The organism is Agrobacterium sp. LMR679, assembly GCF_027157905.1.
Lineage (GTDB): Bacteria > Pseudomonadota > Alphaproteobacteria > Rhizobiales > Rhizobiaceae > Agrobacterium > Agrobacterium leguminum.
The window spans coordinates 548,150-560,581 of sequence record NZ_JAPVOJ010000001.1; the positions used below are offsets into that span (position 1 = coordinate 548,150).

At 62.0% G+C, this 12,432-nt stretch carries 9 protein-coding genes and 3 pseudogenes; 3 read left to right on the plus strand and 9 right to left on the minus strand.

What is annotated here, in order from left to right; genetic code table 11:
* Nucleotides 1–104: 104 nt before the first annotated feature.
* A pseudogene (locus tag O3W47_RS02475) lies at nucleotides 105–563 on the plus strand (Lrp/AsnC family transcriptional regulator).
* Between the two features lie 116 nt (nucleotides 564–679).
* Here the strand turns inward: O3W47_RS02475 and O3W47_RS02480 are convergent.
* Entirely contained in the window at nucleotides 680–2,368 is a 1,689-nt protein-coding gene (locus O3W47_RS02480) for a dihydroxyacetone kinase family protein (RefSeq protein WP_269312873.1), read from the minus strand.
* A gap of 235 nt (nucleotides 2,369–2,603) precedes the next feature.
* Between O3W47_RS02480 and O3W47_RS02485 the strand changes: the two genes are divergently transcribed.
* Nucleotides 2,604–2,966, plus strand: a complete 363-nt coding sequence (locus O3W47_RS02485; RefSeq protein WP_137005948.1) for a hypothetical protein — start codon at nucleotides 2,604–2,606, stop codon at nucleotides 2,964–2,966.
* Between the two features lie 59 nt (nucleotides 2,967–3,025).
* Here the strand turns inward: O3W47_RS02485 and O3W47_RS02490 are convergent, their stop codons facing one another.
* The 3 genes and pseudogenes from O3W47_RS02490 to O3W47_RS02500 form a co-directional block, all read right to left on the minus strand.
* Nucleotides 3,026–3,646 carry a nucleotidyltransferase family protein gene (locus O3W47_RS02490; protein WP_137454416.1) on the minus strand — a complete coding sequence of 207 codons (621 nt, stop codon included), beginning with the start codon at nucleotides 3,644–3,646 and terminating at the stop codon, nucleotides 3,026–3,028.
* Nucleotides 3,647–3,796: 150 nt separating this feature from the next.
* The gene (locus O3W47_RS02495) at nucleotides 3,797–5,278 is read right to left on the minus strand and encodes an NAD-dependent succinate-semialdehyde dehydrogenase (protein ID WP_137454417.1); all 1,482 of its coding nucleotides are present in this window, start codon (nucleotides 5,276–5,278) and stop codon (nucleotides 3,797–3,799) included.
* Between the two features lie 21 nt (nucleotides 5,279–5,299).
* Nucleotides 5,300–6,578: pseudogene (locus tag O3W47_RS02500) on the minus strand (4-aminobutyrate--2-oxoglutarate transaminase).
* A gap of 281 nt (nucleotides 6,579–6,859) precedes the next feature.
* Between O3W47_RS02500 and O3W47_RS02505 the strand changes: the two are divergent.
* Nucleotides 6,860–7,659 (plus strand): annotated as a pseudogene (locus O3W47_RS02505) (MerR family transcriptional regulator).
* A gap of 36 nt (nucleotides 7,660–7,695) precedes the next feature.
* On the opposite strand, the gene O3W47_RS02510 reads toward O3W47_RS02505, so the two are convergent.
* Genes O3W47_RS02510 through O3W47_RS02530 form a run of 5 tightly spaced genes read right to left on the minus strand, consistent with a single transcriptional unit; the run spans nucleotide 7,696 to nucleotide 12,408 of the window.
* Complete coding sequence (locus tag O3W47_RS02510; RefSeq protein ID WP_269312874.1) at nucleotides 7,696–10,059, minus strand: xanthine dehydrogenase family protein molybdopterin-binding subunit; 2,364 nt, start codon at nucleotides 10,057–10,059, stop codon at nucleotides 7,696–7,698.
* A complete protein-coding gene (locus O3W47_RS02515) occupies nucleotides 10,056–10,529 on the minus strand; it encodes a (2Fe-2S)-binding protein (RefSeq protein ID WP_174023034.1) in 474 nt (157 codons plus the stop codon). Before O3W47_RS02515 ends, O3W47_RS02510 begins: the two co-directional genes overlap by 4 nt.
* Nucleotide 10,530: 1 nt before the next feature.
* The gene (locus O3W47_RS02520) at nucleotides 10,531–11,259 is read right to left on the minus strand and encodes an FAD binding domain-containing protein (RefSeq protein ID WP_269312875.1); all 729 of its coding nucleotides are present in this window, start codon (nucleotides 11,257–11,259) and stop codon (nucleotides 10,531–10,533) included.
* Nucleotides 11,198–11,401, minus strand: a complete 204-nt coding sequence (locus O3W47_RS02525) for a hypothetical protein (protein ID WP_269312876.1) — start codon at nucleotides 11,399–11,401, stop codon at nucleotides 11,198–11,200. Before O3W47_RS02525 ends, O3W47_RS02520 begins: the two co-directional genes overlap by 62 nt.
* Entirely contained in the window at nucleotides 11,398–12,408 is a 1,011-nt protein-coding gene (locus O3W47_RS02530; RefSeq protein WP_269312877.1) for an XdhC family protein, read from the minus strand. Before O3W47_RS02530 ends, O3W47_RS02525 begins: the two co-directional genes overlap by 4 nt.
* Between the last annotated feature and the right edge of the window lie 24 nt (nucleotides 12,409–12,432).

The window sequence follows — 12,432 nt, forward strand, 5'->3', positions numbered from 1 at the left end:
GGCGTTGAACTACCTGCAGGTTACACGCAGTGAAACCAAAATACCTTGCATTCTGAAGCGTCGAGTTGTCTCATGAAGCAATATATTGCGGAGAACGATCATTTATGTCGCAAAAAATTGCGGACCCGATCGACAGGCGGATACTCAAGGAATTGTCTGCCGATGCGCGGATCACGAACAACGAACTTGCCGAGCGGGTCGGACTGTCGGCATCGGCGTGCCTGCGGCGGCTTTGACGCCTGGAGGAGATAGGCGCCATCAAAGGGTACTCCGCGATCATCAATCCGGCAATCGAGGGATGGACCATGACCGCGCTTGCGTCCGTCCGCCTCAGCCGCCAGCACGATGACGAAATCCGGATGTTCGAGGCGGCCGTTCTTGACTGGGACGAGGTTCTCGAATGTCATCTGGTCACGGGTCCGAGGGACTACATGCTCAAGGTCATGTGCGGTGGGCTGGAGGATTACGAGCGTTTCATCAAGGACAAGATCGCAAAGCTGAAATGCGTCGAGACCATCGAGACCAGCTTCGTCATGAACACGATCAAGGCGCGGCGCATCTGAGCTTCGCGGCCACGGCGACAATCCGCTTTCTCATCCGGCTCCGCAACGCTCGGCATTGCAGGGTTCTAGAGGTGCCTGGGCAGCACATGCCTGTTCCGGTCCGCCGCCCATCGGCGCTAATCGTTGCCGATTGCTTCAAGCCAGATGCTGACGGCGACCGCTCCCGCATCGGGATGTCCTATTGCCCGCTCACCAAGATAGCTTGCGCGCCCGAGCCGCGGCTTCATCGACGTCGTCGCCTCGGCGCCTGCGATGCCTGCCGCCGAGGCGGATCGCCAGGCCACGTCGGCCGAAGCTCCGCCTGCGAGCTTGTCCCGGAACGTTTCCGCAGCCGGATGAAGCGCATCTATCATCGTACGGTCCCCCGGTTTCGCGCCGCCGAGTTCCGAGACGGCGAGAACGGCAACCACGAACGCCTCCGCCATCTGTTGGGCCGTCGGCTTTTCGATCCCGTCAAGATGGCGCGAAGCGCGCATCAGGCCCGTGGCGTAAAACGGGCCCGAGCTTCCGCCGATTGCCTTCCGCATCGCATTCGCCATCGCCATCAAACCACTGGACACATCTGCGAAGCTCTCCCCGGGCAGCGCCAATATTGCTTCGGCGCCTCGCACCATGCTTGTTCCAAGGTCACCGTCGCCCGTAACACTGTCCAGCTGCGTCAGTATGGGCTCTGCGGCGATCAGGGCTCGGGCGATCCGCTCCGCCGCGGAACGCAGTCGTTCACCGGCGGCTGTTATTCTGGTTTCCGCAGTCACGCTCTTCTTAACGTCTGCCGAAGGCAAGACGCGGTTGCGGTTCACCGCACCGCCGCGCGGCCATGCGCCGGCATCGGTCGGCGCATCGATGAGGTTGACCATTGCGTCATCCACATGCATGACCGACAAAGAAAAGCCGGGCATGTCGAGGGCGGAGAGGAAGGTACCGGCCCATGCCCTTTCGACCACGACGCCCTTTGCTTCCAGGCGCGCGACGGCGGATCGCGCCACGACCGCAAGTTCCATTGGCGGCGTCGATCCCAGTCCGTTGACCAGAAGCGCAACCCTGTCTCCGCTCTTCAGCCTGCCATCGGCTTCGATCGTCTCGAGGACCAGCTTCACGAGCTCGTCCGCCGATGCGATGGACATCCGCCGGACGCCCTGCTCGCCATGGATGCCGAGCCCGACTTCGATTTCAGCGTCGCCAAGGACAAAGCCCGGCGTGCCGACGGCAGGGAGCGTGCAGGACCCCAGCGATATTCCCATGGAGGACAATTTTCCGGCGGCTTCCCGGGCGATGCGAGCCACCTCTTGAAGGGGGAGCCCCTGCTCCGCGGCCGCGCCGGCAAGCTTGTGCACAAGCACTGTGCCCGCAATACCCCGGCGGCGATCGTCGGGAACTGTGTCCTTCAAGGCGACATCATCGGCGACGACCACGATCTCGACCGGAATTCCTTCAGCCCGTGCCAGTTCGGCCGCCAATCCGAAATTCAGCCGATCGCCCGTGTAGTTCTTGACGATAACCAGAGCACCGGCGGGTCCGGCCGCAGCCCTGATGCCGGCAAGAACCGCATCGGTGCTTGGCGAGGTGAAGACATCGCCTGCCACCGCAACGGTGAGCATGCCCGCGCCGACATAACCCGCATGGGCTGGCTCATGGCCACTGCCTCCGCCCGACAGCACCGCCACCCTGCGCTTTTCCGGGACCAGAAGGCCAGACCGGATAACGACATTCTCATCCGCAAGCAGGATCGTCGCGGGGCTGAGGGCCACCACGCCTTCGAGCATGTCCCGCACAACGGTGGCTGGATCGTTGATGAGCTTCTTCATGCCTTACTCCTCGATGCAGTTCGTTGGCCGGCGGGGACACGCACGTACCCTGCTGACCGTGAACAAGCACGATCTTCCGACCAATTTCAAGTTCCGGGCATTCGCACTCGCGACATCGATTGAGGGCCCGCGAGGGAAACACAGGTGCATATCCACCATTGCCTCTCGCGGCGGAGGCGCTATCATGATGGCGCTGTAGGACGGTAAGCTTTGGGAGGAGCGATACGTGAGACGGATGTGGCCAGACGAATTTGCGTTTCTGCTGGACGGTGCAGAAGAGGTTGACCTACATATTCCATCGGCGGCGCATGATGATGGTTCGCCCGGAAAAACAATATCCAGAAAGGCCTTGAAAGCCCGGATCAGCCAGCAGGATTTTGAAAAAATCTGGCATCTCGCAGAGGCCCGCTACCGGCTGAACGGCAGGTTCTCTGACAAAGCGATTACACTGATCGCCAACAACCCCCATTACCAGAAATGGCACCCCTCCGACGGCGGCAGCATCGAAAGCGTCTCCGATAGCGGTCAGAAATACACGACGCGCTATGTGAACGTGCACTTTCTTCTGGATGATGTCAGCGAAGCTGTCGAAGCCTGAAGTTCGGGTGGCCGCGCGCTCGGTTCGTCGGAAAAGTTCAAGGAAGCCGTCAGGTCAAATCATCCCAGATCATCCTCTGGAATGCCTCCGGCGGCTCTGACTGCTTCGGGTGTATCTATGTCCATCTCGGCTGCATCGCCGATCTCCACATCAATCACCGAGAGTCCTGAACTCTGGATAAGGTGGCGGGCGCCGACATCTCCCTCCAGCTGATAGATGGCCGCGTATAGAGAACGGGGCAGGATAACGGGGTTTCCATTCTTGCCGCGTGCGACTGCGCGGATGACGGACAGGCCATCAGCATTTCGAAAGGCTGCGATCAGCCGGTTGAGAACTGCCGCAGTCACCCCAGGCATATCGGCAAGCATGACCAGGGCGCCGTCGACATCATTCGCCTCTAAAGCCGCAATTCCAACCCTCAATGAGCTTGCAATCCCGGTCGCATAGTCTGGATTGGCAACGATAGCCACAGGCAGACCGGCCAGCGCTCTGCGAATATCGTTTTGGCGGTGACCGACGACAACCGTTACCGAAGCGGCATCGCTATCCACCGCAGTGAAAGCCGAGCGGCGAACGAGCGGCACTCCATCGAACTCCGCCAATAGCTTGTGGTTTCTGTCCGATCCCATGCGCCGCGCCATACCGGCCGCCAGCAGGACTATTCCGACGATCGGTTTCACAATATCTCCTCTCAGGATGACGGAAGGCCGGCTCCGTCTACCCACCTCAGAAATTTCATCGAGGCTCGCGCACTATGAGAGTGCCACCGCAAGCCTCTATATACGCCCGTCCTGTGGAAAGGTTTTGCCACGAGTGGCATAGGTCCTCCGTTAAAGACCGCCCATGCAGATATATTTCATTTCAAGATAGTCCTCGACGCCGTGCCTGGACCCCTCACGTCCAAGACCCGATTGCTTGACGCCTCCGAACGGCGCGGTCTCGGTCGAGATGAGGCCGGTATTGACGCCGACCATGCCATATTCAAGAGCTTCCGCAACGCGCCAGATCTTTCCGATGTCCGAGGAAAAGAAATAAGCGGCAAGTCCGAACTCGGTGTCGTTGGACTGACGAATGACGTCATCCACATCTTCGAAGCGGAACAGCGGGGCAACTGGCCCGAAAGTTTCCTCCCGCGCCAGCTTCATGCTGCTATCCACGCCGGTCAGCACGGTCGGCGTGAAGAACGTACCCGTTCCATCACGGCGCTTGCCGCCCGTCACGACCCTGGCACCCTTGGAAAGGGCATCTTCGATGTGTTCTTCGACCTTGGCGATCGCCTGTTCATCAATCAGCGGCCCGATCACGACGCCCTTTTCGAACCCGTCTCCGACAGCCATTGCTTTCACCTTGGCAGCCAGTTTCGATGCGAACGCGTCATAAACCCCGGACTGCACATAGATGCGATTGGCGCAAACGCAAGTCTGACCGGCATTACGGTATTTCGAAGCGATGGCGCCTTCCACGGCCGCGTCAAGGTCGGCGTCGTCGAACACGATCAGCGGGGCGTTGCCACCCAATTCCAGGCTGACCTTCTTGATCTGGTCGGCGCATTGGCGCATCAAGATGCGGCCGACCTCGGTCGAGCCGGTGAAACTGACCTTGCGCACCTTGTCGTTGCCGCAAATCTCCTTGCCGATCGCCGGCCCGTCTTCGCCGACGATGATGTTGAAAACACCGGCCGGTACGCCGGCCTGCTCGGCGAGCTTGCCCAGCGCCAGGGCCGACAACGGCGTCTGTTCGGCAGGTTTGGACACGACCGCGCAGCCGACGGCAAGCGCGGGCGCCACTTTGCGGGCAATCATCGCGGCGGGAAAGTTCCAGGGCGTGATCGTGCCGACGACGCCGACCGGTTGGCGGATGACCAGCAGGCGCCGGTCACTGGCAGGGCCGGGAATCGTCTCGCCGTAAATGCGCTTGGCCTCCTCGGAAAACCATTCCACATAGGAGGCGGCATAAACGATTTCGCCGCGAGCCTCGGCCAATGGCTTGCCCATTTCGGCGGTGAGAATGGCGGCAAGCTGATCGGCGTTCTCGACCATCAGTTCGTACCATTTGCGCAGGATGGCTGCTCTCTCTTTCGCCGGGCGTGCAGCCCAGGCGGGTTGGGCCGAATGTGCGGCATCGATGGCAGCGCGCGTATCCGCCGCCCCCATGTCAGGCAGGGAAGCGATCACTTCGCCGGTCGCCGGATTGAGCACGTCGAATGTTTTTGTCGCCTGCCCGCCGGTCCATTCGCCGCCGATATAGCCTTTGTCCATCAAATAGGGGGAAGAAAGATCCACATGCCGCGCCAAAGCCGATGTAAATGCCATGGTCCTGTACTCCGGAATTGCTCAGTGGCCGCCAGAAACGGCGAGGATGGAGGTTTCGAGAATATCGAGCGCCTCGCTGAAAACGCTATCCTGAATGGTGATCGGCGCCAGGAAGCGGATGACATTCCCGTGCAGGCCGCAGGTCAGCAGGATCAGACCGCGCTCCAGGGCAGCGAGACGGACCCGATTGGCGAAATCCGCGCTCGGCAATTTCGTCGTCCGATCGTTGAATTCGACGGCATTCATGAAGCCGGGACCGCGAATATCGACGATTTCCGGCACGCTGTCGCGCAAGGCTTCCAGCCGCTGCTTCAGACGCCCCCAACTGGTCTGCGCGCTCGCATAGTTGCTCCTCCTCGATGACATCGAGGACGGCATGGGCGGCAGCGATGCCGATCGGGCTGCCGCCATAGGTGCCGCCCAGACCTCCCGGCGCCGGCGCGTCCATGATTTCGGCGCGGCCGGTGACGGCCGCCAGCGGAAAGCCGCCCGCGAGGCTCTTGGCCATGGTCATCAGGTCGGGCGCGACGTCATGGTGATCCATGGCGAACATCTTGCCGGTCCGAGCAAAGCCGGTCTGCACCTCGTCGGCGATCAACAGGATGCCATGAAGGTCGCAAAGGTCGCGCAAAGCCCGCATCAACGCCGCCGGCGCGGGATAGAACCCACCCTCGCCCTGAACGGGCTCGATAATGATCGCCGCAACCCGTTTCGGATCGACATCGGCGGCAAACAGCTTGTTGACGGCCGCAATCGACTGCTCAATCGAAACACCGTGCAGCTCGATCGGAAACGGCACATGGAAGACATCGCCGGGCATGGCGCCGAAACCGACCTTGTAGGGAATCACTTTGCCGGTCAGGGCCATGCCCATAAAGGTGCGCCCGTGAAAGCCGCCGCCGAAGGCGATCACTGCGGAGCGGCCGGTGGCGGAGCGGGCGATCTTGACGGCGTTCTCGACGGCTTCTGCGCCGGTCGTCACGAATATCGTTTTCTTGGCGAAATCGCCGGGCGTCGCGTCATTCAGGCGCTCGGCGAGTTGCACGTAGTTCTCGTAGGGCACGACCTGGTGGCAGGTATGGGTGAACCGGTCGAGCTGCGCCTTCACCGCCTCGATGACACGCGGGTGGCGGTGGCCGGTATTGAGAACCGCGATGCCTGCGGCGAAATCTATATAGCGCCGTCCGTCCTTGTCCCAGATTTCGGCGTTCTCCGCACGCTCGGCATAAATCTGTGTCGTCATACCAACACCGCGGGAAATGGCGGCGTTCTTACGGTCGGTCAGCGATATTGCACCCATGGATCGTGCTCCTCGATTGTTCGCCAGAAAATTTCTTACATTTATGCTGTAAGGTATTTTTGATATTTCCTACATTTATGCTGTAGGAAATCAAGCGGATTTTCTCGTGCCGTCGGATATTTTCTGCTAAGGCATGTCTCCGCGGGGTTTAACAAAGTTGGGCAAGACCGAAGAGCTGAAGCCCAACGCATGAATCCGGTTAAACCGGCGTACTTTGAATGGAATGACAACATGCGGGCAGTCACAGGGACCAGCCCCCACGGGGACAGATGTCTTTGCCGATGAGCAACAACGATCCGGTTCGCTATCGAGTTACGGAGGCCGCTCGACTTGCCGGGGTATCGGCCTCGACCCTGCGATTGTGGGAGCAGCAGGGGCTGCTCGTGCCGGAACGCACCGGCACCGGGCAACGGCAATATTCCGCCGACGATCTCGTGCGCCTGAAGAAGATTTCCTGGTTGCGGTCCGAGCGCGGACTGAACGCGGCCGCCATCCGCGATGCGCTGGAACAGGACGAACCTTCCCTGGAAACCGATGCGCCGTTCGAACTCGGCCGGCGGCTGCGCAGTCTGCGGCACGGTCTGGGGCGAACGCTCGAGCAGGTCGGCGACGACATCGGTATCACGGCTTCGACGCTGTCGAGCCTGGAACGCACCTCGCAGGGGGTCAGCTTCAAGACGCTGCATGACCTCGCCGAATACTACGGGACGACCGTGTCGCGGCTTTCCGGAGAAGTCCCGGAAACCGTGCCGACCCTGGTGAAGTCTGGTGGATGGCGCACCTGGCCGCAGACGACGCCGGGTGTGACCGTGCAACTGCTTGCCGAAGGGGGCGCATGATGGACTGCCACCGTTTCGTGCTGGCGCCCGGTGCAACCAGCGAAGGCGCCTACCGGCACGATGGCGAGGAGTTCATGCATGTCATCTCCGGCCATCTCGAAGTGGTCCTCGATGCCGACCAGTTCTTCGACCTCGGCCCTGGGGATTCTCTCTATTTCGAAAGCCGGCGCGCGCACTCCTGGCGTAACCGCCATGAGGGCGAGACCATCCTCTTGTGGATCAACACACCGCCGACCTTCTGACGCCCCTGTCATGCGGACCTCCTCCTCCGGTCCTCGTTAACGGGTATTGCCGATGGTGTTGTCCGACCACATGCGGCTGATATGCGGCAGGTCCAGAGGCTTCGCCTCGTTGATAATCAGGTCGAGGACACGCGGCGGCGTCAGCGGCAGGGAATGGACCGGCTTGTCGATTGCCCTTGATACGGCGCAGGCGATTGTCGCTCCGACGTTGAGGATCGGCACCTCGCCGGCCCCCTTCGTGCCGAGCGGCCCGATCGACGGCGCCCCTTCGTGCAACACGATCTCGACGGGAACGACGTCGAGCGCGAGCGGCAGACGGTAGGTTTCGAAACCGCTCTGCAATATGCGTCCATCCGGCCCGACCGACATGTCTTCATGCAGCGCATATCCCATGCCCTGCACCACGCCGCCCTGTATCTGGCTGTAGATCGCCCTCGGATTGAGCGCCCGGCCGACATCCTGCACGACGCGATAACTCAGCACTTCCACATGGCCGGTATCCGGATCGACGGCGACCTCGCAATCGTGCACGGCGAAAACCGGGATGTCGATCGCGTCGATGAAATGCCCCATGGCGCAACCGGCCATGGCATCGACACCCGGATTGGTGAATGCGCCGGAGCCGGATACGGGCCCCTCGGTCTTCTGGACATGGGATGCGACCGCGGCGATCGTCATGCCCGAACCCTTCTTTCCCTGGATTTCCACACGCCCGTTTCCGAGCGTAAGCTCCTCGACACCGGTCTGGAGCAGCTCACTGGCCGCGGCGAGTACCTTGCGACGGACCTCCTGCGATGCCGCCGTGCTGGCCGCGCCGATAGACACAGTGGTACGACCGCCGCCGACACCGAGATCGAAGCCGGCGGCATCGGTATCGGCCCCCTTGACGATCACCTCCTGCGGCGAGATGCCGAGCTGCGCCGCAACGATCTGCGGCAGCGACTGCGTCATGGTGCCGGAGCCGATCTCCACCCCGGAGGTGATCAGCGTCGCGCTACCGTCTGCATTCAGATTGACGGTGGCGGCGGAAGGGCCGACGAAGATGAACCAGGTCCCGACCGTCGTCGCCCGGCCGAAAAGCCGCCGGTCACCATGACGTTCGGGCTGCGGCGACGCCCCGCGAAGCCTGTCCATCTTCTCAAGCATCGGCCGCAGCACCTCGCCTTCGAAAACCTGGCCGGTCGAACCGAGATCGCCATCGCCGAGAACGTTGCGGCGGCGGAACTCCATCGGATGCATGCCGATGGCTTCGCAGATCTCGTCGGTGTGCCGCTCCAGCGCAAACGTATTGTAGACCCCGTTGCAGGCCCGGAATGCGCCGTTGGGCGCGGTATTGGTATAGACCGCGCGGCTCGAAAGCCGCACCGACCCCAGCTTGTAATTGCCGCCCAGCGTATGCGCCGTCATGGTGGTGAGAAATATCTGCTCGCCGCCATAGGCGCCGCAATCCATCAGAACCGTCGCTTCGCGGCCGACAATCTCGCCTTCAGGGGTGACGGCCGAACGAATGCGTATTTCGGCATTCTCCCGGCACAGGCAGGTCAGCATTTCCTCGCGCCGCGAATTGATGAGAGCGACCGGACGACCGGTCTTGCGCGCCAGGATTGCGGCGAAGGGCTCCAGCGAGCAGTCGAATTTGAGGCCGAAAGCGCCACCCACCGGCGGAACCGTGACACGGATCTGCGAGGCCGGGACACCGAGCGCCTTTGCCGTCATATTGCGCACCGTCCACGGCACCTGTGTCGATGTCTTTATATGGTAACGTCCATCCTCGAAGGTGGCGACGACGGCGCGCGGCTCGAAGGACACATGGTTCTGACGCCCGACGGTGAAGCAACTGTCGACGATCGTCACATCCGGCCTGGCGAAGGCGGCATCTGTATCCCCGCGCAGCACCTTCGCCTCCCAGGCGACATTGCCGCCACGGGCGGCACCTTCAAGCAGGACCTCGTAGTTCTTCCAGTCCTCATGGATCAGCGGCGCGCCTTCGCGAAGCGCTTCGGCCATGGTCAACAGAGCAGGCATTGGGGCGAGTTCGAGCTCGATGGCCGCCGCCGCCGCCTTCGCCTGCTCCAGCGTCTCGGCCGCGATCGCCGCAACCGGCTCGCCGTCGTAGCGGATGACCTCTCTGGCAAACAACGGGTGGTCAGCAATACCGATGCCGAAAAAACCCGGCGCATCCTCAGCGGTCGCGATGGCGCGCACGCCCGGCATCTTGCGGGCTTGCGACGTATCGATGCGCAAAATGCGAGCACTGGAGACTTCGGACCGTAGCAGGAAGGCATGCAGCGTGCCCGGCCTGACGTGGTCGATCGTATATTGTGTAAGCCCGCGCAGCTTGTCGCGCGCATCCCGGCGCGCAAGATTCATCACGGTGGAGCGCTCGATCTGCTCGTTCATGCGGAAATCTCCCCGGCGGAACCCATGGCAAGAACTGCATCGATAATCCGCTCATAGCCGGTACAGCGACAGATATTGCCGACCAGCGCGTGCTTCACCGCCTCCCGCGTCGGGTTAGGGTTGTCACGCAGGAACGGGGTCAGGGTCATCACCATGCCTGGAAAACACATGCCGCACTGCACGACGTCATGGTCTTCGAGAGCCAGTTGCAACGGGGTCATCCCTTCGTCGTCGATGCCGAGCCCCTCGATCGAGGTGATGTCGCAGCCGACGGCGAGCCCCGCCGGCTTGAGACAGGACGGGGTCGGGATGCCATCGATATGAACCGTGCAGGCGCCGCAGAAACCTTCCCGACACACGGCTTTGGCGCCGGTAAGCAGAGCGCTTTCGCGTAGCACATCGACGAGCGGTGTCATCGGATCGCCGTGGAACAATCGGTCTTCGCCATTGATGGTTAGGGTCAGTGTCATCTCAGCCTCCACACGTATCGGCAAGCAGGTCCAGGTCCGCAAAGGCTCGGCGAACGAGTTCGGGCAGTACCTTCACCCGATACCATCCCGGCGCCTCGACGCCGTCACGTCCCGAAAACTCGTCGATATGTTTTACCGACATCGCCGCAATCTCGCTTGCGTTCAGCCGGCGACCTGCAAGTTGCGCTTCGAGGCCCGGCCAGCGCCGTGCGGTCTGCTCGACGGAACCGACAGCGATGACTGCCTCCGCGATACGACCGTCCGGGTCGAGCGAGATCGACGCGCTGACGATCGCCACCGGGTAATCTCCCGCTTGCTTCAAAGGCAGTCGAGCATGTGCCGAATGGCGCTGTTGCTGCGGCACGACGATGCCAAGGAGAATTCCCGCGAAGGTGTCCCGCTCGGCAAGAAACTGCGCCAACGGCATGCGGACGATCTCGGCGCCGAGGGCAAGTTCCACGTCAGCCTCGAGACACAGGAGCGCAGGCGCCAGATCGGCGGCTGCGAAAGCGCGCGTACAGAGATTGCCGCCGATTGTCGCCATCTGGCGGATTGCCGGGTTTGCCGATTTTGCCGCCGCGCCCGACAGGGCTGCGAGAGCCGGCATTCCCTTTATGGCATCGGCAAGCGCGCCATGCGTTACGGCCGAGCCGATCGTGACCTCGCTTTCACTCACGGCAACGCCCGCCAGTTCCTTCCAGTCCGCCGATGGCGATGTAATGACGGTCATCAAACTCCTGACGCAGGTCGGCGCGCATGATCCACGTTCCGCCGGCGAAATATTCGGCAGACGGCCCCAAACGCTCCCGCATGCCGAGCGCTTCGGCAAGCGTCGACGGGATGTGAAGCTGACGTTTTGCGGGAGGCTTCATGGCGTTGGTCCTTGATAGGCGGAAATGACGGGGAGACGGGCAGTCCGGCGAGCGGCGTCGCGGGGAACCTCATCGAGCCGGTCGTCCCGGCCATGAGGGTCGAGCTGCACGATCTGGGAGAGAATGGACAGGGCAATGTCCGCAGCGCTCTTCGACCCGCCGAATATGCCGGCCGGCCCGTGGATACGGGCGATTGCGGCGTCAGCCAATCCACGTTCCTTAAGGTTTTGAACGCGCCGGTCATGGGTCTTGCGGCTGCCGATTGCGCCGATATAGAATGCGTCGCTGCCGAGTACGACCGGCAGCAATTCCTCTTCCCAGTCGTGGTCATGAAACAGGAATGCCACGGCGCTACGTCTATCGATCCGCAAATCGGGCAGCCGCCTCGGACTCGATAGCAACGCGCCTGCAGCCCCAGCCTCGCGGCCGAAAATCAGGGTGGGCTCGTCATTCGTGAACAGCTCGACCTCGAAGCCCGCGGCTGACGCCAGCCGACAGAGGAGAACCGCGACGGGACCGGTTCCGAGCACGATCAGACGCCTGCGCGGCAGGTAACCGATACGGAAGCAAATATCGGATGCGGTTTTCTCGTCCCTGTCCTCGAAAGCCAGAACCGCCTCGTGACGTTCAGCCAAAGCCGCCTGAACGGTTTCCAGATCCTGCCGGCCCTGCTCTACATCGAAATAGAGTTCGAGGGCGCTGCCGCAGGGCAGCTGAATATCGAAATAGGGCGAACCCTCGCCGAAACGGAGCCTGCGGCTGCGCCCCGCCTCTATTGTATTGATCGCCTCAGTCACGATGGTACGTTCAAGGCAACCGCCGGAGAGATAGCCAACCCATTCACCATCCTCGGTAACCGCCATCTGCGCGCCAAGCGCGCGGGGAGAGGCGCCCTCGATGCGCACCAGCGTGACGAGCGCGAACCTCTTTCCGGCCGTTGCCGCCTCGAGTGCAAAGTCTACGACGTAGTCGTCGAATTTTTCCCAGGAGCCTTGAGCGGTTTTCATGACATCCCCTCCCACGTCGCGAAG